Origin of the sequence: Prosthecobacter sp. (assembly GCF_044378005.1) — a bacterium.
In the GTDB taxonomy this organism is placed as follows: domain Bacteria; phylum Verrucomicrobiota; class Verrucomicrobiia; order Verrucomicrobiales; family Verrucomicrobiaceae; genus Prosthecobacter.
The window spans coordinates 1-20,592 of record NZ_JBILYB010000005.1 but is presented as its reverse complement, the minus strand read 5'-3'; the positions used below and the strand labels follow the sequence as shown (position 1 = coordinate 20,592).

Sequence of the window (20,592 nt, the reverse complement as noted above, 5' to 3'; positions counted from 1 at the left end):
TGCCCTGCTCATGCCCGATCTGATCACGCTCGAAAAACGCCACCTCTGGCATCCCTTCACCCCCATGCAGGCATGGTGCGCCGAAGAGCATGAGCCGCTGATGCTCGTCTCCGGCAAAGGCTGCACCCTCACCGATCAGCACGGACGCGACTATCTCGATGGCAACAGTTCCATCTGGACCAACATCCACGGCCACAACCATCCGACGATCACCGCCGCCATCCACGCGCAGCTTGATCGCGTGGCGCATACCTCCTTCCTCGGCTTCACGCATGAGCCCGCCATCCAGCTCGGCAAACAGCTCGTCGATCTCATGCCCGGCAGCGCTCTGAGCCGCGTCTTCTTTTCCGACAACGGCTCCACCGCCATCGAGTCCGCCATTCGCATGGCCCTCCAGTTTTGGAAACAAAACGCGCACCCCGAACGCGACACGATTCTCGCCTTCGACCGCGCTTATCACGGCGATACCCTCGGCGCTGCGAGCGTCGGCGGCATTCCCATCTTCAAAGGCAGTGGCAACGACTTCGGCTACCGCGTGCAGCGCGTCCCCACTCTTGACGCCCTTGACCTCTTGACCGATGACCAAGTCTCCCACCTCTCCGCCGTCATCATCGAGCCGCTCATCCAAGGTAGCGCCGGCATGAGGCTCTGGCACAAAGGAATGCTCGCTCAGCTCAGCGCCTGGTGCCGCGAGCGAGACATCTTCCTCATCCTCGATGAAGTCATGACCGGCTTCGGCCGCACCGGCAGCATGTTCGCCTGCCAGCAAGAAGGTGTCGTCCCCGACTTCCTCTGTCTCGCCAAAGGCATCACTGGTGGCTATCTCCCGCTCGCCGCCACCATGACCACCGAGCGCGTCTTCGATGGCTTCATCGGCCCCGGTCGCGCCTTTTACTACGGCCACAGCTACACCGCCAACCAACTCGGATGCGCCGCCGCGCTCGGCAGCGTCCAGGTCTTTCGCGAGGAGCGCGTCATGGACCACCTCCACGTCAAAATCGCCCACTTCACCGAACTTCTGCAAAGCCTGCGCGATCTCCCGGCAGTCATCGACATCCGCCAATGCGGACTCATCGCCGGGATCGAAATCGGCCCGTCTCCGCCCGAGGAGCTGCGCGGCGTCAAAGCCTGCCTCGCCGCGAGAAAGCACGGCCTGCTCACACGCCCCATCGCAGACACCCTCGTCCTCATGCCGCCCCTCTCCGTCACCGACGACGAAATGACCCGCATGGTGCAGGCGCTGCGTTTCGGCATCGAAGAAGCATGCCGATAGTCGCGAAGCGTCGTGGAGTGCGGTGGCAAGCGAAGCGCGACACCGCTTTCGACGTCACCAGTAAGCTCATCACTCCCTCGGCCTTCGAAAGCGGCGTCACAGCCGCCGCACTCCACGACGCTTCGCGAGTTCGATGCCTCTGCGAGCGTTCTCTGCCACAATCTTTTCCATGAAGCGCTTCGTCCTCTTCCTCTTCGTTGCTTTTTCCGCCTCCGCCCAGCTCCCACTGGAACTGAAACCCGGCACCCGCATCGCCCTCATCGGGAATTCGCTCTTCGATCGCATGCGCGACGACGGCCAATTCGAGGCGCTCATGCACCAGCACTTCGCCCAAGAGAAGCTCGTCTTCCGCAACCTCAGCTGGTCCGCCGATGAAGTGTCCCTCCGCCCCCGCCCAGATGGCTTCGGTGATCTGAATCAGCACCTCACCGAGCATAAGGCCGACGTCATCCTCGCCGCCTTCGGCTTCAACGAGAGCTTCAAAGGCGAAAAGGGCGTCGCCGAGTTCGAGACGCTGCTGAAAGCTTTCCTCATTGAGCTGAAGAGCCATCGCTACAACGGCACCTCCGAGCCGAAAATCGTCCTCGTGAGCCCCACCGCCGCCGAAAAGCCCCACGAGCATCTCAACGCTCAAATCAAGCTCTACACCGACGCGATGAAAAAGGTCGCCGCCGCCGAAAACGTGGCCATCGCGGATGTCTTCAACAGCGAACTGAGAACCGAGAACAGCGAACCGCAAACCACCAACGGCGTCCATCTGAATCGCGCAGGCTACGCCGTCTTCTCCGAGCGTCTCTACAACCAGCTCACGCAGGAAACCCCGCCGAAGCTCAACGAAGCCGTCCGCGCCGCCGTCGTCGAAAAGGAGGACAAGTTCTTCCAGCACTACCGCCCGCTGAACTACTACTACATCAAAGGCGGCCGCATGGAGCCCTACGGCGTCGTGAACTTCCCCGGCGAGCTGAAAAAACTCCTCCAAATGACCGAAGCTCGCGACGAGGCCATTTGGGCCACCGCCGTCAATCCAGTCACTCCGGTCAATCCAGTCCCCCCAGACGACAAAACCACAGACCCCCTCCCCGTCATCACCGGAGACCGCCCCATCAACGAATGGGTCTCTCCCGCCGACGAACTGAAGGCCTTCAAAATCGACCCACGCTTCGAAGTCAGCCTCTTCGCCTCCGAGGAAGACTTTCCGGAGCTCTTCGTGAAGCCCATCGCCATTCGTTTCGATGGCAAAGGCCGCCTGTGGGTCAGCACGAGCACCACCTACCCGCAAATCATGCCCGGCGAGGCTCCGCAGGACAAAATCCTCATCCTCGAAGACACCAACGGCGACCACCGCGCGGACAAATGCAGCGTGTGGGCCGACAAGCTCGCCATCCCGCTCAGCTTTGAGTTCGGCAATGGCGGCGTCTTCGTCTCCGACCAGCCGCATCTGACCTTCCTCAAAGACACCGATAGCGACGGCAAGGCCGACCACCGCGAAAAACTCCTCACCGGCTTCGGCACCGAGGACAGCCACCACGCCTTGCACGACTTCGTCTGGAGCCCCGAGGGCGATCTCATCTTCCGCGAGAGCATCTTCCATCACAGCCAGGTCGAGACGCCCTACGGCCCCGTCCGCGCCCGCGAGAGCAGCTTCTTCCGCTACACCCCCGCCACCGGCCGCCTGCTCGCCTTTGGCAGTTACATGAGCACGAACCCCTGGGGCATCACCTTTGACGACTGGGGCTTCCACGTCGGCAGCCATCCCGTCTTCGCCAGCGCCGTGCATGCGCTCAATGCGCCCTATCCGGACATCCACATCCCCGCCGGCAACTATTTTCCAGCTTACAGCGGCACCTGCGGCCAGGAATTCCTCACCAGCAGCCACTGGCCCAAAGACCTGCGCGATAAAAAACACTTCATGCGCGTGCGCTACAAGCCCACCAACGAGGTCGAGCTGCACGAGTGGGTGGAGCACGACACGCACTTCGAGGAAAAGAAAGTCGGCATCGTCTTCCAGAGCACGAACCTCAGCTTCATCCCCGTGGACATCCAGCAAGGCCCCGACGGCGCGATGTACATCGCCGACTGGTACAACCCCGTCAAAGGCCACGCCCAATACTCCCTCCGCGACACCCGCCGCGACAAAAAATCCGGCCGCATCTGGCGCATCACCGCCAAAGCCCAGCCCCTCGAAGAAGCGCCGAAAATCGCCGGAGCGAGCATCCACGAACTGCTCGACCTGTTGATGAGCGAGAACTACCGCACGCGGTATCGGGCGAAGGTCGAGTTGAGGGAGATGTCATCGAATGAGGGTGAACTTCGCAAGTTGGGAGAACAGCTCATGAAAACCCTCATGAGCGAATTTAAGGGGCCACTAAAGCCAAGTGAAGAGGGTGTGCTGCTTGAACACTTATGGTTGTGGCGCTGGATGATGCGTTCATTTCCAGGTGGTGATGGAATGACTGGCTCATTGATTGAGATTCTTCTGAATTCCAAGCAGGGACGAGTTCGTGCAGCGGCAATTCGTGACCTTCGATGGCTCATTCAAGATGTGCCACGCTTTATCGAGCATCTCAAAGCCGCCGCCAACGACGCCAGCGGCCTCGTCCGCCTCGAAGCGGCCATCGCGGCGAGTTACATCGGCACGCCGGAGGCCTTGGAGGCCGCGCTCGATCTGCTGAAGCACCCGATGGACCCTTACCTCACCTATGCGCTGCGCACCTCGCTCGACAGCCACACGCTGCAGCCGCTTTGGAAGGGCAACACCGCCTTCATGCAGAAGCATCCCGAACTCGAAAAATTCCTCAAAGACAGCGAGCCGACCAAACCCGCCCTCATGGCGAAAAAGAAGAAGCCCGAGCCGCCGAACCCCTTCGACGCACAACCCGGCCTGCAAACCATCACCATCAAGACCATCCCCGAGCGCCTGCTCTACGGCCTGCGCGAGTTCAAGGTGGCCCCCGGAGCCCCCGTGAAGCTCATTTTCGAAAATCCCGACGTCACCCCGCACAATCTCCTCATCGTTCAGCCCGGCGCGGCGGACGAAGTCGGCCTGGCCGGCAACGAAATGGCCAAAACGCCCGACGGCTTCGCCAAAGGCTTCATCCCCGACTCCCCCAAGATCCTGCACAAAACCAAAATGCTCAACCAAGGCGACCGCGAGGTGCTGCGCTTCACCGCGCCGACCGCCAAAGGCAAATACCCCTACATCTGCACCTTCCCCGGCCACTGGCTCGTCATGAAAGGCGAGATGGTGGTGGAGTAAGTAGAACGACTTTGAAAGTCGTACACTGGTGCGGCGGGTTTGTAACCCGCCGACTCCACGAGATGGAATCTCGCGGCACCAGTTTACGAGTTAGAAACTCGTTCTACTTTGCGTCATGACTTACCTCGACGCCAATGCCACGACTCCGCCTGACCCGGCGGTGGTGGAGGCGATGCTGCCGTTTCTGACGCAGCACTTTGGCAATGCGTCATCGAGCCATGCCTCGGGACGCCGGGCAAGGCGGGCACTGGAAAAGGCACGCGGGCAGGTGGCGGCGCTGATCAAAGCGGAGCCAGAGGAGATCATCTTCACCAGTGGAGCCACAGAAAGCATTGCGAGTGTACTTCTCTTTGCCCAGCAGGAATGGCCGGAGCGTCCGCTGCTGATCATCAGCACGGTGGAGCATGCCGCCGTGGTGGAAGGCGCAGCGCGCTGGGAGCAGCGTGGAGGTCGGGTGAAAAGAGTGCCCGTGGATGCCGATGGCGTCATTCAGCTCGATGCTCTGAAAGCTGCGCTGGAGCCGGGGAAGACGGCGTTGGTTTCCATAATCTGGGCGAACAACGAAACCGGTGTCGTGTCACCGATGGCAGAGATCGTGGCGCTGGCGCATGAGGCTGGAGCGCTCGTTCATGCCGATGCCGTGCAAATGACTGGCAAGCTGCCGCTGAACATGACGAGCGTGCCTGTGGATTACCTGAGTCTGAGCGCCCACAAGATGCATGGGGTGAAAGGCTGCGGAGCTTTGTTTGTGAATCGGCGCGCGCCTTTTCGCCCCCTGCTCATCGGCGGAGGCCAGGAATCGGGACGACGCAGCAGCACGGAGAATGTGCCGGGCATCGTGGCGATGGGAAAGGCAGCAGAACTCGCAGCCAGCCATGACACGCATGAACTGGAAGCACTGCGGGATGAGTTTGAAGCACGTCTGCTCGCTGACTGGCCGGGAGCACTGGTGCATGGGGCATCGGCTCCGCGTCTGCCGAACACCACAAGCCTCTGCCTGCCCGGTGTGGATTCGGCAGGGATGATCATCCTGCTTGATCAGCGCGGCATCGAGTGCTCCGGCGGATCAGCCTGCCACACGGCGTCGCTGCATCCCTCGCATGTCCTGGAGGCGATGGGATATGACGCGGCTCATGCATCGAGCACGCTGAGGTTTTCCATCTCACGCATGAACACTCGCGAAGAAGTGCTGGCAGCAGCGGATGAAATCCTCCGAGCAGCGCGACATCTCACGGAGCAGATGGGCGTGCTGGCCTGATCAACTGATCTTCACCACACCCACGGTGGCATTGTCCTGACGGTCAAAATTGATGCGGCGAATGGCGAAGAGGATGGCGTCGGCGATCTTGTCCGCCGTGGTGTGTTTGCCAAAGCTGAGCAGTTCTTCGAGTGCCTTGTGCTCCAGGGTGAAGATGCCATCGCTCGCGGCGATGACGATGTCGCCAGACTTGAGCTGCATCGGCTCAGGCGGGAAGTCGATGAGAGCCATCGGGTAGCCGAGCACGGCGCTTTGCAGTGTGTGACGCTCGGGGTGCACCGCCGCCTCTTCAGGCGTGAGCAGGCCCTGCTTCACGCGCTCTTCAATGATGGGAGTGAGCGAGTGGTCAGCATTCAAACGATGAAGCTGCCCGGCGCGGTAGAGGAAGAGCGGCGAGTCACCGACGCTGATCCATTCAAGACGCTCCCGAGAGACGAGCACGGAGAGCATCGTCGTGCCCATGGGCGGAGCGATGGAGGGCATGCGAGCGGTGATCATGCCGATGGTTTCATTGGCCGTGTCCAGCGCCGTGCGCAGGCGGAAGCTCTGGCTGCCAGGATGCTCGTGAAAGGCACGCACAAAAGCATTCACCGCAATGTAACTGGCGACACTGCCGCCAGCGTGTGCACCGAGACCATCACCAACCACGAGAAGCAGGCGCTGGAGCGAATGCTCACCCGATTCGGCGGCATCGGCGAAGGCGTAGTAGTCCTCCTGGTTTTCGCGCTTACCGCGATACTGGCGTGCTGAAAAATCCTGCTCCTGAACAAAGGGCTGAGCCTCGGTGAAGGCTGGAAGGAGGGCGGTCGGTGCGGTGGCGGTCACTCGGCGGAGAATTGGAAGACGGTGGTGTGCTCGTAAGTCTCACCAGGGCGCAGCACGGGGCTTGGGAACTGAGGCTTGTTCGGGCTGTCGGGAAACTTTTGCGTCTCCAGGCAGAGCCCGTGGCGCTTTTCATACACATGGCCGGACTTGCCCTTCACGCCTTTGAGATGGTTGCCACTGTAAAGCTGCACGCCGGGGTCGGTGGTGCGCACTTCCATGACGCGGCCGCTCTTTGGGTCCTTCAATCGGGCCGCGAGTTGCAGCCCGGTGCCTTTGAGGACATAGTTATGATCATAGCCGATGCCCTGCACGAGCGGCTTGTAGTCCGCACTGATGCGTTCACCGATGAGGTGTGGCTTGGTGAAGTCGAGCGGGGTGCCGATCACGCTGTCGAGTTCACCTGTCGTGATCAGATTGTCATCCGTAGCGGTGAACTGATCCGCTGGGATCATGATCTCGTGCCCGAGAATGTCGCCACTGCCTTCACCCGCGAGGTTGAAGTAGCTGTGGTTCGTGAGGTTGATGACCGTGGGCTTGTCCGTGGTGGCGCGGTAGTCGATGCGCAGTTCGTTCGACTCCGTCAGTGTGTAGGTGACGATGCTGTCGAGCTTGCCGGGGAAGCCTTCTTCACCATCTGCGCTGGTGTAGCGCATCTCGATGGCGTTTTTGTCAGCGAGCACCGTGGTTTTCCAGACCTGCTTATCAAAGCCGACCTTGCCACCATGAATGTGATTTTTGCCCGAGTTCGCCGTGATCGGATACTCCACGCCATCAATCTTGAAGGAGGCCCCGCCGATGCGGTTCGCATAGCGCCCGGTGATGGCACCGAAGAAGGGATGCTTTTCCAGATAAGGGGCGAGGGAATCAAAGCCGAGCACGACATCGGCAAACTGGCCTGCTTTGTCCGGCACTTTCAGCGAGACAATGATGCCGCCCCAGTTCGTGATGCGCGCCTCGACGCCTTTCGAGTTCTTGAGGGTGAAAAGCTGCACCTCATCGCCAGCAGGCGATTTCCCCCAAACCTCGGAGGTCACGGTGGCGTGAATGGGAGCAGTCATGGCGATGAGCAAAGCAGCGAGAACGCAGGTTTTCATGGTGGGTGGCGGATCGGTCTCGGTTTCTTGTTCTCAGAAGTGCCCGAGATCGACAAGCCTAAAGTCCAAGCGTTGCAAATTCACTCCGCTGATTAAGCGAGGCGGCCGCAGCATTGCTTGAACTTCTTCCCACTGCCACATGGGCATGGGTCGTTGCGGCCGATGTTGCTTGGCACCGCCTTGCGCTGGGGCTGCGGAGTCGCGCTCGGAAGGATGAGCTTTGGACCTTCACGACCGGCGTCATGAGGCTTGGGCTTCTCTTCTTCCTTCGGCTGTTGCTGGGCAGGAGCGCTGCCAGGGACGGGCAGACCGTTGTCGCGGAAGAACTGGGCCATCTGCGCCATCTGCATCTGGTGGTAGGCGATGAGTTCGTTGGCGCTCTTGAAGAGGTTGTGCAGGACCTCAGCATTGATGCTGCGGATCAGCTCGGAGAAGATCGAGAACGCCTCCTGCTTGAACTCGATGAGCGGATCTTTCTGCCCGTAGGTGCGGAGCATGACGCCTTCCTTCAGCGCATCGAGCGCGAGGAGGTGCTCCTGCCAGAGACGGTCGATGGCATTGAGCATGATGCGGCGGTCCGCTTCCTGCACCATCTCGGGGTGGAAGCCATCCAGCTTCATGTCGTAGGCCTGGAGCACTTTTTCCTTCACCCAGGCGGCCTGACCTTCAAAGTCGAGCGCCTTAAATTCATCGGAGATCTCGCGGAGGCCGATGGGGAAGGTGGTGTTGAGCCACTGGAGAAGGTTTTCGTAGTCGGGCTCCAAGTCGCTACCTTTCTCGCTGGGCAGGAAATCAGCGAGGCGGTCGCGGATGCCTTGTTCGACGGCGTCGTTGACGAGCAGACGCGGGTCGTTGCTTTCCAAGGCGTCGTTACGGCGTTCGTAAATGACTTCGCGCTGCTGATTCATCACGTCGTCGTATTCGAGCACGCGTTTGCGGCCGACGTAGTTGCGCTGCTCGACCCGCTTCTGTGCGGTCTCGACGCTGCGATTCAGCCAGGGATGCTGAAGCTCTTCGCCCTCGGCCATGCCGAAGCGCTCCATGATCTTCGTCATGCGCTCGGCGGCACCGAAGTTGCGCATGAGGTCGTCTTCGAAGCTGAGGAAAAATTTGCTCTCGCCGGGGTCCCCCTGACGGGCGCAGCGTCCACGGAGCTGGCGATCCACGCGACGTGACTCATGACGTTCACTGGCGATGACCATGAGGCCGCCGAGTTCGGCGACGCCTTCGCCAAGTTTGATGTCGGTGCCTCGGCCGGCCATGTTCGTGGAGATGGTGACGGCACCTTTTTGACCGGCACGGGCCACGATCTCGGCCTCCTGGCGGTGATACTTGGCGTTGAGGACCGCGTGCGGGATCTTTTGCAGCTTGAGCATTCGGCTGACGGTCTCAGATGCATCCACACTGGCAGTGCCGACGAGCATGGGCTGGCCTTTGGCGTGACGCTCGTGGATCAGAGCAATGACGGCGTTGTACTTCTCGCGGCGTGTTTTGTAGATGCTGTCGTTCTGATCGACGCGCTTGACGGGCTGGTTGGTCGGGATGGTCAGCACGTCGAGGCCATAGATGTCATGGAACTCGGCCGCGTCGGTTTCAGCGGTGCCAGTCATGCCGCCCAGCTTCATGTAGAGGCGGAAGTAGTTCTGAATCGTGATGGTGGCGTAGGTCTGCGTCTCGGCGTCGATCTGCACGCCTTCTTTGGCTTCCACGGCCTGATGCAAGCCATCGCTCCAGCGGCGTCCTGGCATCTTGCGGCCTGTCTGGCTATCCACGATGACGACTTTGTTTTCTTCGACGACGTATTCTACGTCCTTTTCATACAAGCAGTAGGCGCGGAGGAGCTGGCTGATCTGATGGATGCGTTGGCCCTGGAAAGAGAGTCGATCCTGAAGCTCGGTCTTCTTCGCGAGCTTCTGCGCGTCGGTCGTGGTCTTGTCGCCATCGATCTCAGAGTAAAGCGTGGCGAGGTCGGGCAGCACGAAGGCTTCAGGTTCATCGGGATTGAGAAACTCGCGGCCTTTCTCGGTGAGGTCGGCGTCATGCGTGCGCTCTTCGATGAAGTAGAAAAGGTCTTCTTTTAGCGCGAAGAGTTCCTTCTTCTGCGAGTCTTCAAAGGTGCGCAGCTCGGCCTTCTCGATGGCTCGGCGCAATTCGGGTTCTTCCATGCAGCGCATGAGGCCACGGTTCTTTGGCTGGCCGAGTTTGACCTGGAAGAGCTTGCGACCCGCTTCTTCGGATTCGCCTTTCTCCATGAGTGCTTTGGCTTCGGAGACGAGGCTGTTGCAAAGCGTGTTTTGACGGCGGACGAGCTGGTCCACGAGTGGCTTGTAGCGCTCGAACTGATGATTGCTTTCCGCCGAAGCCACGGGGCCGGAGATGATGAGCGGCGTGCGGGCTTCGTCGATGAGCACGGAGTCCACTTCATCCACGATGGCGAAGTAATGGCCGCGCTGCACCTGCTGATCCTTGCGGGAGGCCATACCGTTGTCGCGCAGGTAGTCGAAGCCGAACTCGCTGTTCGTTCCGTAGGTGATGTCGCACTCGTATTGCTGCGCACGGATGTTGCTCGGCTGATCGTTCTGGATGCAGCCGACAGTGAGGCCGAGGAACTTGTAGAGGTAGCCCATCCACTCTGAGTCACGTCGGGCGAGGTAATCATTCACCGTGATGACATGCACGCCGCGTCCGGTGAGTGCATTTAAAGTCACTGGCAGGGTTCCGACGAGCGTCTTCCCTTCCCCCGTGGCCATTTCAGCGATCATCCCGCGATGCAGAGCCACGCCGCCGACGAGCTGCACGTCGAAGTGAATCATGTTCCACTTCAGCGGAGTGTCACAGACGATGTGCTCCTGGCCGCAGAGACGACGCGCCGTGTTCTTCACCACTGCATAAACTTCAGGCAGGATGTCGTTGAGCATCTTCGATTCGATGGCCGCGAACTTCGGCTGCATCTCGTTCCAGGCATCGCGCGCTTTGTCGATACGGGCCTTTTTGTCGTCCAGGCTGACGCCATTCCAGGCGCTCTCGGCGAGGTAGCTGTCGTCTAGGCCGGGAAAGTGCGGCTTAAGCGCACTAAAAAAACCGGCCACATGCTTCAGGCACTCGTCCACTGCCTGCTCATCAGCAATGCGCAGGGACACGCCGCCGAGGAATTTCGGTGTGTGAAAGGCGCGGAACTCAGCCTTCCACCGTGCCACGCGCTCACGCAGTGCGTCATCGGATTCATTTTGAAGCTGTGCTTCGAAGCGGTTGATCTCGGCCACGACTGGCTGAAGGCGCTTGACGGTGCGCTGGTTCTTGGTGCCGATGATTTTTTTGATGATCCAGTCAAACATGAGAGGGAAATGGGGGCGAAAGTTGCCGCAAAAGGGGGCGTGACAGTGGACGGGATGGGAGTTTTGGCAAGGCGGGACTCCCTGAGGGCGCGTTTCGAGTTCCTCGTTCCAGGTTTCAGGGGGCAATCGCCTGAACTTGAAACTTGAAACCTGAGACGGTGTGCTCCGCCCTCACCTCACCACGACCTTCACCCCGATGGACTTGTAACCGTCCATGATCTCCTGGGCTAGTTTCGGATACGGGCGTTCGCCAATGAGGAGCTGGAGATGCTTGAAGGGAGCTGTCTCAGCCTTCATGTCCGGCGGGGGGAAATCCTGCGGATAGGAAAAGCGGCCGCCGTCCATGCGCTTCACGCGTGGATCGGCAAAAAAGGCGCGCAACTCGGCCACCTGACCATAAACGGCGTCCATGAACTGGATGAAGCGGGTGCCTTTGCCCTCGCCATCAAGGTGACAGAAGTAATACACCAGGAGCTGCGACCGGTGATACATGTCCCGCATCTTCTGGGAGGTGGAGCATTCGGCGTCCCACTGGTCGCGGTTCATCGTCATCATCTGCTCCAGATTCGGGATCGCGAGGCTGAAACCTTCGCGTTTTTCCCAGAGGTCGGTGTCTTCTTTCATGCCACTCTTGTGGGCCTCAGCGCGGAAGGTGCCGGATTTGTAGGGGAGCATTTCCGTGTATTCCGCCGTGCCTTCGATGACCCACTTCGGCAGGAAACCGAGGTAGTCGTCCATCAACTGGTGGGTGATCTCGTGGACAAGGGTGCCATTGCTGTAGTTGTCATCTTTGAAATAAGTCTGCCCACGCTTCTCCATGCCGAGGCTCGGGAAAGGGATCTTGAAAATCTTGTCTCCACTGCTGTAAACCCCACCCGACATCTCCGGCCCGCCAGCAGCGATGTAGTCAGCCCGCGTCTCATAAAGAGCTGCGAGAAAGCGTGGCCTGCCCTCCGGCGGACGGCAGACGATGCCCCAGGGGAGGGAGTCGATAAGAACGCGAGTGGCCTCAAAGGTGCGCGCCACTTCCTTCATCACACTACCCGCCAGCTTGGCCTGCGAGGTGAACTCGAAGGCCTCGGACTGATACACAAACTTCCGCTCCGCCACATTTTCCGTGGTGGCGGCGATCTCGATGGAGCGCGCTGGCACCACCACGGCCTCGGGCCAGGTGCGCTTTTCCAAAGGCACGCGCTTCGCATCCACCGAAGCACCTGGAGCCGGAGCGGAGGCCGCAGGAGCGCCGCCGCCACCACCACCCAGAGTTTTCACAAAGGCCTGATCCTCACCACTCAGCCGAGCCAGGGGAAAGGGGACGGTCTGGCCGGTGGCCAGCTTCAGCAGCACACTGTCCCCCTTCATCCCGGAAAACTCCGCCTCCACCTTCCGCCCGTTGGAGTCCGTCCACGAGCGGGTAGCAGCGTAGGAAAACGAGCAGGCAAAGCCGAGCGCGAGCAGGATCAGGCAGCGGGGGGATTTTCGCATGGCAAATGGCGGGTTTACCATGAGGTCAGGCTCAAATGCAAGCCACGACAGCTGACGAATGCCCAGGATTCAAGCCCCCTCAATCCCAGTGCATACTCCGGCTGATGGACCTGAGTCACTCTTGAACTTCAAGCCATCACCGCAAACAGGCGTGGAAACCTCTTTTGCAAAAACAAATCGCGGAGTGTAGGGTCGCCCGACGTAATCCCCTACCCAGCCCCACTTTCCCAACATGTCAGACGACCCAACCCCTCGCAACGATGGCCCAAACCGGCGCAACCAAGAGCCGCAGTTTAATTGGAAGGGCTTTCTTCTCCTTTCTGTCGTGGTGTTGCTCGTCGGCTCCGCCCTCGTCGTGGGCAAAGAGGCTACTCGTGCGCAAAACATCACCTACAAGGACTTCAAAAAGCTCGTTGAGGATAACCTTATCGACCGTGACATGGACCTGGTTTTGATTCAGAAGGACACAACGAATGCCGAGATCATCGAAGGTTACGCGCTGCGCAGCAAACTCACTGAACAGGTCGGTCTAAAACCCGAGGAAACGACCTCCGAACCTGAAACGAAGCCCACAGCGCCCCCCCCCGCGCTCGCCAAAAAGAACAACGTAAAGTTCAACGTGCCGGTTTCCATCCAATATCAAAAGGAGGAGCTGCAGGCTTTGCTGACGAAACACAATCTCGTCCTCGTGCCAAAATACGATAACGATCAAATGAGCGCTGTGCTCGTCTCCATGCTGCCCATCCTGCTGGTGCTTGTGCTGATCTTCTTCCTCGTGCGCCAGCAGATCAAGACCGCCGGACGAGGAGCCATGAACTTCGGCAAGAGCCGAGCGAAGATGATGTCCCAGGACAAAAACAAAGTCACCTTCAAGGACGTAGCCGGTGTCGAAGAGGCGAAAGACGAAGTTCAGGAGATCGTCGAATTCCTCAAAGACCCGAAGAAGTTCCAGCGGCTGGGTGGCAAGATTCCCAAAGGCGTTCTCATGACCGGCCCCCCGGGCACAGGCAAGACCTTGCTGGCCAAAGCCATCGCAGGGGAGGCCGACGTTCCGTTCTTCAGCATCAGCGGCTCCGATTTCGTCGAGATGTTCGTTGGTGTCGGCGCCAGCCGCGTGCGCGACATGTTCGAGCAGGGCAAAAAGAACGCCCCCTGCCTCATCTTCATTGATGAAATCGACGCCGTGGGACGTCATCGCGGACACGGCATGGGCGGTGGACATGATGAACGCGAGCAGACGCTGAATGCATTGCTTGTCGAAATGGATGGCTTCGACACCCAGGAAGGCATCATCATCATCGCCGCCACGAACCGAGCCGATGTCCTCGACCCCGCCCTGCTCCGCCCAGGCCGCTTTGACCGCCAAGTCACCGTGAACCTTCCCGACGTCAAAGGTCGCGAGGAAATCCTGCGCGTCCATGCACGCAAAGTGAAGCTGGCCGAAAGCGCTGACCTGTCAAAGATCGCCCGCGGCACACCCGGTTTTTCTGGTGCCGAGTTGGCCAATCTTCTCAACGAGGCTGCCCTGCTGGCCGCACGCAAAAATTTGAAAGCCATCACCAGCCCGGAACTTGAAGAAGCCCGGGACAAAGTGCGCTGGGGCCGAGAACGCCGCAGCATGGCGCTCAGCGAGAAGGAAAAGGAAAACACAGCCTATCATGAGGCTGGCCACGCCATTCTCATCGAACTTTTGGAGCACACTTCCCCGCTGCATAAAGTTACCATTATCCCACGCGGCCCATCTCTAGGCTCCACCATGTGGCTGCCTGAGGAGGACAAACACAACAACCGTAAGAGCGAACTCCTCGACGATCTCGTCGTCGCAATGGGAGGGCGTGTGGCGGAAGAAATCCAGTTTGGCGATGTCACCAATGGTGCCAGCGGAGACATCCGCATGGCTTCCCGCATCGCCCGCAGCATGGTCTGCTCCTGGGGCATGAGCGACAAACTCGGCATGATCGAATATGGTGAGAACGAAAGCGCCACCTTCATGGGGCGTGGCAGCAGCAATTATAGCCCAGACACAGCCCAAAAAATCGACGAGGAGGTCAAGCGCCTCATCGACGAATCCTATGCCCACGCCAAAGCCATCCTGCTCAAGCACAAGGACAAGCTCGATGCCATCGCCCACGCCCTCCTCGAATACGAAACGCTCGACGGCAGCCATATCAAAGAAATCATGGAGCATGGTCGTCTGATCAATCCCCCGGACACCAAACCACCGCCCCCCCAGCCACCGCCCGTGCCCAAGGCCACTGAATCACGGCCAGTCACTCAGGACGATGACGAGATAGGTGGTCTGCCAGGCGGCTTGATTGGTGTTCCGACCTGATGCCAAGTCCTGTTGTGACTGTATAAGGGGCGGTATCTGCCGCCCCTTTTCCATGATCCCGTGGCGTCGGCTTTCACAGTCCGAGCATATCAACCATCACCTGTTTCGGGATGGCTCCGACCTCCCTCCGTACTTCTTTGCCATTCTTAAAGACAATGAAAGTCGGGATACCTCGAATGCCATGCTCGCTCGAAGCCGCGCGTTGCTCATCGACGTTGATCCTGATCACGCGGGCCTTTCCTGTCACTTCTTGGGCGAGTTGTTCGACCACTGGCCCAACCATTTTGCAGGGACCGCACCAGTCAGCGTAGAACTCTACAAGAACAGGCACCGTCGAACTCTTCACCAAAGAGATCGAAGAACTCCCTGAACTTTGGCTTGAGCGCGACATATCCACAACGATCCAGCCGCCCCAAGCCAAAACAGCACCGATAAGCCAGAGTCCGAGGTTTGCAGTCTTCATGCAGTACACTCCCACAGCCGAGTCATCTGCCAAATGAGTTTATTTGGAGCCCGCCCAAGGTTTTCAGGATAGGGCGCCATTCCTCCAAAGGCACTTTTAACCAAAGGAACGCCGAATGCACGCCAGGCTCCGAAATTGCGTCTCAAAAAAGAATGCCTCCCGACCATTTTTCAGAAAATAACCATGTCATATTCTTAATTTACCATAATTTATAGTAAATTCAGGACCATGCAGCCAAAACCCAGCCTCAAACCAGATCACGTTTTGATCACCAGCCCCGGCCCTATCACTGGCAATATGCTGGACAAGCTGAAGGAGCAGCGCGTCCTCAAGCAGCGCGCCCTGCCCTGTATGCACCTTTGGGTTCTCGTCTCCATCTTGGGTGATCTGATCATGATTTTCTGTGCTGAGCATGCTGCATATTGGCTGCGCTTTCACTCAATCATCCGCGAGTTCGGCGTCGCCTCGACTATCGAGCTCCGTCAATATTCCGGTCACATGGCGCTAGGCTCACTCAGCCTGCTTCTCGCTCTTGGCTGGCAGGGGCTCTACCATCGCAGTGTGTTGCTGAGAAATCGATGGATCGCATCCCGCATCGCAAGGGCTGTGTTGATCTGGACATTGGGATTCCTTTCTTTCTCCCTTGCTCTGAAATTGGAGCCCTCGATTTCCCGTGTTTATGTAGCGCTCAATGGGGCATGCTCACTGCTCCTGCTTCTCGGATGGCGATGGCTTTTTGACAGCTTTCTTCATTCTCCAGGCCGTATCGAAACCCTCCAGCAACGAACCCTTTTTGTCGGTTGGAATGAGGACGCTCAGCGTCTCTGGCGCACCCTGAGCGAGGACCGTGCCCACGCCTTTAATCTCGTCGGCTGGGTCGACGCTTCGGGCACCCGGCATAACGATTCAATGACTGCATGCATTCCCTTCGTCGGCTATGTGGAGGATATCCAACGCGTTATCGCCCGTCATGAGGTGGACATGGTCATCGTCGCTGACCTGCCTCGGGAACAACTCGTGGAACTGGCCAACTTTTGCGAACGTGAGATGATTCAGTTTAAACTCGCGCCATCCGTCTTTCGCATTTTCGTCTCCGGCCTCTCGCTGGAAACCATCGCAGGAACCCCTGTGCTCGGTATCAATCGCCTTCCGCTGGACAGCACGCTCAATGTGATGCTGAAGCGTGCGGTGGACATCATTGGAGCCACGCTTGGACTCATGGTTAGCGCCCCCTTGATCGCCATCTTTGGAACCATCGTTTACCTGGAGTCGCCAGGCTCAATCTTCTACCACCAGCGCCGCTGGGGCATGAACGGAGCGCCCTTCGACATTATTAAAATTCGCTCCATGAAACTCGATGCAGAAGCTGATGGAGTTCAATGGAGCACCCGGGATGATCAGCGCCGCCTCCGTATCGGTGCCTTCATGAGGCGGTGGAACATTGATGAAGTTCCGCAGTTCTGGAACGTGCTCAAGGGGGAGATGAGTCTGGTCGGGCCTCGACCAGAAAGGCCCGAACTGATCGCCAGCTTCAAGCACGAGATCCCCCACTACAATGCCCGTCATGCAGCCAAGCCTGGCATGACCGGCTGGGCGCAGATCAAAGGTCTGCGTGGCGACACCGATCTGAGCGAGCGAATCAAATGCGACCTCTGGTATCTCGAAAACTGGAGCCTTATGCTGGATCTCCAGATTATGTTTCTCACCTTCTTCAAGCGCGACAACGCCTATTAAGCAGGCATCGCCCCGCCTCACACAAGATGCCCCTCATGGATTTTCAGCACCCGCCCCATGCGAACGGCCTGGACAGGATGGTGCGTCACCAGCACGAGACTTACCCCTGTGGACCTTTGCAGATCCACCAGGAGTGACGTCAGCGACTCGGCATTCTTTTCATCCAGAGCCCCCGTAGGCTCATCAGCAAGAATGAGCTTCGGCTCATTGATAAGCGCACGCACTACAGCCACCCGCTGACGTTCCCCCCCCGAAAGCTGGGCAGGCTTCCAAGAGAGCCGGTCCTGAAGTCCCACATCTTTCAGCAGTGCCTCCGCTCTCTCCTTCACAACACTCGATGATCCGCGCCTCTGCAAGGCAAGCGTCGGCAACAGCACATTTTCCAGCACGCTGCACTGCGGCATCAAATGATGGAGCTGGAAGATGAAGCCGATCTTTTCACTCCGCAGGGCTGCCACACGTGATGGGCTACAGTCGGCGATAGATTCACCGTCAAAGCTATACTGCCCCGAGTCAGGCGCGTCTAGTGTTCCCAAAATGTTGAGCAGAGTGCTCTTTCCACAGCCCGAAGGCCCCACGATCGCCACAGACTCCCCCGCCTCAATGCACAGAGAAATGTTATGCAGTACTGGCACAATATTGCTGCTACCAGGCTCGCGGTAGGATTTGGAAATCTGGCGAAGGGTGATCAAAGACATGGAACCGGATGGAGATGAATTCACTGGCAGACTAAGCGCAGCATCACACTCTACGCCAGCGCTTCGCTTTAAACTCGTGTCGGGGCAGACTGCCGTCGGGCACAAGATGCACTGGGATGCGCAGCGAGAAAGTATCACGCAGCCGAGACTCAAGATTCTTCAGCAAACCCTTCGACACATCGCTTGGAGCTTCGATCAGCAGTTCGATCTCGTCCATCGCATCCAGCTTCTTTTGCTCCACCATAAATTCGATCACCTCAGGAAACTGGCGTACGACCGCCTCAATCGCGCTAGGATACACATTCACGCCACGCACAACCACCATTTCATCCACTCGACCGAGAACGCCCCCATCCAAAACCAATCGCCCCCCAAGTATCCCCTTTCTCACCCAGTCACCAGTACGATATCGTAGCAAAGGACAGGCCAGACGATCCAGCGTGGTTAACACAAGTTCTCCGAATGCACCTTCAGGAACTTCCAGTCCCGATTGTGGGTCAATGACCTCCGCCCAATAAGACTCTTCCATCACGATCAGGCGACTCGGATAAGGAGTGATCTCATAACTCACTGGGCCAACCTCCGTCATCCCATGGTGATCATAGACTCTGGCACCCCACAGACGCTCGATTCGAGCCCTCACTTCAGGGATGCACCCTCCAGGTTCACCAGCGACGAGAATTTTATTTACCCGCAAAGCTGAGCGTTCGATGCCGCTGCTCTCACCGATCAGTTCGCCCAGACGCAATGCGTAGGTTGGAGTACAACATAGCACCGTGGCACCAAAACGAGCCATCATCTCCAGACGTGCCTGGCTAGATAGCCCTCCCCCAGGTATTACTAAATAATCACGAGCAGCTGCTTCAAAAGCAGTCCAAAATCCCAAAAATGGCCCAAAGGAGAAAGCGAAAAAGACACGCTCCTGCCCCTTCACCAGTTCGGCCCCATCAAACACACGTCTCCAGCAAACCAACATCACTTCCCAGCTATCATGAGTGTCCAACCACGCCATTGGGTGTCCGCTGCTCGTGCCGCTCGTCTGACAGAAACGCGTGTACTGTTCTAATGGGAACGTTAAATTTGAGCCGAAAGGAGGGTAACTCAATTGATCTGCTAATAACTCGGCTTTTGTCGTGAAAGGCATTTCACGAACCAGATCATCCATCTGACTTAACGATGTAACGCGAATGTCATACTCGCGAAACTTGCACGAATATAAGCCTTCCTTCGTGGCCAGAAGGAAGATGATAGAGCGCAGTTTGCTCCATTGAATGTCACGCAACTGCACTCGGTCAATAAACGGAAACTCCGAAGACACAGCATAGTGGTGGCGAATCCGCGAAGTGGGTCAAGAACCCAGAGTTCGTTTCTGCTTAAATTGCGGCAGATAAACTGGCTTCAGCCAAGATAGGCCGGATGATCTCATCCTGCCAATTCATCAAAGGGCTAGCTGAGTCAGGGGCAATAATAAGCAACTCCAATTCACTACGTGACCCTAGCAAACTGCCTTCCACGTCCAACTCCTGAGCGATTTCATCTCGCCTGGAACATAGCCTGTCAACAGCCTCCCGCTGCGCCTCAGACATACGGTTCTTGGCTTTCTTCAGTCGTTGAGGCCAATTCTCCAACCCCAGCCGGAAAACCGCGGCAACAAGCTCGTGAAATTCCTTTTTCCAACGTGGTCGCCACCCGCCAGGTGGCTGCATGACACCTCCTAATTCGAAATGCTCAGCATAGGCGACCATCTGCTTGTTCGACATGATACGATAACACGGAATATCTCTCTCTTGGGCGATGCCTTCCCGCCACTCCCACATCGCCTTCAAAATAGCCAGACCTTTGGAATTTAAGCGCCCGCTCCCTTGGACACGCCAAGGATCGTCACGTGGCGCAATTGTGCGCTCTGCGACATCCACCTGCAGAGAACGACAACTCTGCTCAAACCAGGACATACGGTTTTTGGCTCGCAAGATAGCCAAAAAATGATCAGCCACCTGAAGAAGATAACGAACATCATCCACTGCATAAGAAAGCATATGTTCTGGAAGTGGCCGACGACTCCAGTCTGCTTTCTGGGGAGCTTTGCAGATCGTGATTCCAAGCACGCTTTGCAATAGAGCAGCGAGACCAAATTGACGAGATCCCGCCAAACGTGCAGCGATCTGTGTATCACGGATCAAGCGGGGTTCCCAATTATATGATCGACGAAGCATTGTAAGATCATAGTCTGCTCCATGAAACCAAAGTTCATAGCGATCTAACAGCCTGAATATCGGAGTCACATCCGCAATCGCCAAAGGATCAATGAGAGCAAATCGCCCTCCACAAGCCACTTGTAGCAAACACAGCTTTTCATGATAGTGATGAAGTGAATCGGCCTCAGTATCAAGGCATACACGCTTTTCACCAATAGCCTCCAGATGAAGCTGAGTTTCTTCAATCCAGCGATCCAGATGATCTGCTGTCGAGATAAACTCAAAGTCACGCTTGATAACAGTTTGCTCAAGAGATGCCTCGCTCATTTCAGGCCTGTTAGAAGAAGTTCCGCATTGTTACCTGTGCGTCCAATATTACGAATGAGCATTTCAATAGCTTCGACTGCTGGCACTGAGGCAAGTTGCTTCCGGATTGCAGTAACGCGCCTGAATTCATCCGGATGATAAAGCAGATCATCACGACGCGTACCCGATTTCAGCACATGCAAAGCAGGGAAGATGCGGCGCTCAGAGATTTCTCGATCAAGTGTAGCCTCCATGTTTCCTGTACCTTTAAATTCCTCAAAGATAATTTCGTCCATTTTACTTTCTGTCTCAATGAGAGCAGATGCGATAATCGTCAA

The 20,592-nt window shown here is 57.8% G+C and carries 13 protein-coding genes and 1 pseudogene; 5 read left to right on the top strand and 9 right to left on the bottom strand.

What is annotated here, in order from left to right:
- Positions 1-10: 10 nt before the first annotated feature.
- The 3 genes from bioA (at position 11) to AC6FTP_RS01860 (ending at position 5,787) form a co-directional block, all read left to right on the top strand.
- Complete coding sequence (gene bioA / locus AC6FTP_RS01870; protein ID WP_497205203.1) at positions 11-1,273, top strand: adenosylmethionine--8-amino-7-oxononanoate transaminase; 1,263 nt, start codon at positions 11-13, stop codon at positions 1,271-1,273.
- Positions 1,274-1,442: 169 nt separating this feature from the next.
- The gene (locus AC6FTP_RS01865; RefSeq protein WP_497205202.1) at positions 1,443-4,529 is read left to right on the top strand and encodes a PVC-type heme-binding CxxCH protein; all 3,087 of its coding nucleotides are present in this window, start codon (positions 1,443-1,445) and stop codon (positions 4,527-4,529) included.
- Positions 4,530-4,644: 115 nt separating this feature from the next.
- The gene (locus tag AC6FTP_RS01860) at positions 4,645-5,787 is read left to right on the top strand and encodes a cysteine desulfurase family protein (protein WP_497205201.1); all 1,143 of its coding nucleotides are present in this window, start codon (positions 4,645-4,647) and stop codon (positions 5,785-5,787) included.
- On the opposite strand, the gene AC6FTP_RS01855 is transcribed toward AC6FTP_RS01860, so the two are convergent.
- From AC6FTP_RS01855 to AC6FTP_RS01840, 4 genes are all read right to left on the bottom strand, one after another.
- Positions 5,788-6,612 carry a PP2C family protein-serine/threonine phosphatase gene (locus AC6FTP_RS01855; protein ID WP_497205200.1) on the bottom strand — a complete coding sequence of 275 codons (825 nt, stop codon included), beginning with the start codon at positions 6,610-6,612 and terminating at the stop codon, positions 5,788-5,790.
- On the bottom strand, positions 6,609-7,706 hold the full coding sequence (locus AC6FTP_RS01850; protein WP_497205199.1) for an aldose epimerase family protein: 1,098 nt from the start codon (positions 7,704-7,706) through the stop codon (positions 6,609-6,611). Before AC6FTP_RS01850 ends, AC6FTP_RS01855 begins: the two co-directional genes overlap by 4 nt.
- A gap of 92 nt (positions 7,707-7,798) precedes the next feature.
- Positions 7,799-11,041: a preprotein translocase subunit SecA gene (gene secA, locus AC6FTP_RS01845; protein ID WP_497205198.1), complete on the bottom strand. Its 3,243-nt coding sequence runs from the start codon at positions 11,039-11,041 to the stop codon at positions 7,799-7,801.
- Positions 11,042-11,212: 171 nt separating this feature from the next.
- Positions 11,213-12,526, bottom strand: a complete 1,314-nt coding sequence (locus tag AC6FTP_RS01840) for an SHD1 domain-containing protein (RefSeq protein WP_497205197.1) — start codon at positions 12,524-12,526, stop codon at positions 11,213-11,215.
- A 232-nt stretch (positions 12,527-12,758) separates the two neighbouring features.
- Here AC6FTP_RS01840 and ftsH point away from each other — a divergent pair, with 232 nt between their 5' ends.
- Positions 12,759-14,858 (top strand): ATP-dependent zinc metalloprotease FtsH, encoded by a 2,100-nt coding sequence (gene ftsH / locus AC6FTP_RS01835; protein ID WP_497205196.1) that lies wholly within the window; start codon positions 12,759-12,761, stop codon positions 14,856-14,858.
- A 73-nt stretch (positions 14,859-14,931) separates the two neighbouring features.
- Here ftsH and trxA read toward each other — a convergent pair whose 3' ends face one another.
- The gene (gene trxA, locus AC6FTP_RS01830; RefSeq protein WP_497205195.1) at positions 14,932-15,321 is read right to left on the bottom strand and encodes a thioredoxin; all 390 of its coding nucleotides are present in this window, start codon (positions 15,319-15,321) and stop codon (positions 14,932-14,934) included.
- A 228-nt stretch (positions 15,322-15,549) separates the two neighbouring features.
- Here trxA and AC6FTP_RS01825 point away from each other — a divergent pair, with 228 nt between their 5' ends.
- Positions 15,550-17,055, top strand: coding sequence for an exopolysaccharide biosynthesis polyprenyl glycosylphosphotransferase (locus AC6FTP_RS01825; RefSeq protein WP_497205194.1), 1,506 nt, complete (start codon positions 15,550-15,552; stop codon positions 17,053-17,055).
- A gap of 17 nt (positions 17,056-17,072) precedes the next feature.
- On the opposite strand, the gene AC6FTP_RS01820 is transcribed toward AC6FTP_RS01825, so the two are convergent.
- The 4 genes and pseudogenes from AC6FTP_RS01820 to rho form a co-directional block, all read right to left on the bottom strand.
- Positions 17,073-17,753: an ABC transporter ATP-binding protein gene (locus AC6FTP_RS01820; protein WP_497205193.1), complete on the bottom strand. Its 681-nt coding sequence runs from the start codon at positions 17,751-17,753 to the stop codon at positions 17,073-17,075.
- A gap of 43 nt (positions 17,754-17,796) precedes the next feature.
- Positions 17,797-19,041: a phenylacetate--CoA ligase family protein gene (locus tag AC6FTP_RS01815; protein WP_497205192.1), complete on the bottom strand. Its 1,245-nt coding sequence runs from the start codon at positions 19,039-19,041 to the stop codon at positions 17,797-17,799.
- Between the two features lie 85 nt (positions 19,042-19,126).
- Complete coding sequence (locus tag AC6FTP_RS01810; RefSeq protein WP_497205191.1) at positions 19,127-20,275, bottom strand: ribonuclease D; 1,149 nt, start codon at positions 20,273-20,275, stop codon at positions 19,127-19,129.
- A pseudogene (gene rho / locus AC6FTP_RS01805) lies at positions 20,272-20,592 on the bottom strand (transcription termination factor Rho); the annotation flags it as partial. The pseudogene rho and the gene AC6FTP_RS01810, both read right to left, overlap by 4 nt.

What these genes read in the sequence shown, in the direction of transcription:
- bioA (WP_497205203.1), top strand. Translation starts at nt 11, where the DNA reads ATGCCCGATCTGATCACGCTCGAAAAACGCCACCTCTGGCATCCCTTC.
- AC6FTP_RS01865 (WP_497205202.1), top strand. Translation starts at nt 1,443, where the DNA reads ATGAAGCGCTTCGTCCTCTTCCTCTTCGTTGCTTTTTCCGCCTCCGCC.
- AC6FTP_RS01860 (WP_497205201.1), top strand. Translation starts at nt 4,645, where the DNA reads ATGACTTACCTCGACGCCAATGCCACGACTCCGCCTGACCCGGCGGTG.
- AC6FTP_RS01850 (WP_497205199.1), bottom strand. Translation starts at nt 7,706, where the DNA reads ATGAAAACCTGCGTTCTCGCTGCTTTGCTCATCGCCATGACTGCTCCC.
- secA (WP_497205198.1), bottom strand. Translation starts at nt 11,041, where the DNA reads ATGTTTGACTGGATCATCAAAAAAATCATCGGCACCAAGAACCAGCGC.
- AC6FTP_RS01840 (WP_497205197.1), bottom strand. Translation starts at nt 12,526, where the DNA reads ATGCGAAAATCCCCCCGCTGCCTGATCCTGCTCGCGCTCGGCTTTGCC.
- ftsH (WP_497205196.1), top strand. Translation starts at nt 12,759, where the DNA reads ATGTCAGACGACCCAACCCCTCGCAACGATGGCCCAAACCGGCGCAAC.
- trxA (WP_497205195.1), bottom strand. Translation starts at nt 15,321, where the DNA reads ATGAAGACTGCAAACCTCGGACTCTGGCTTATCGGTGCTGTTTTGGCT.
- AC6FTP_RS01825 (WP_497205194.1), top strand. Translation starts at nt 15,550, where the DNA reads ATGCAGCCAAAACCCAGCCTCAAACCAGATCACGTTTTGATCACCAGC.
- AC6FTP_RS01820 (WP_497205193.1), bottom strand. Translation starts at nt 17,753, where the DNA reads ATGTCTTTGATCACCCTTCGCCAGATTTCCAAATCCTACCGCGAGCCT.
- AC6FTP_RS01810 (WP_497205191.1), bottom strand. Translation starts at nt 20,275, where the DNA reads ATGAGCGAGGCATCTCTTGAGCAAACTGTTATCAAGCGTGACTTTGAG.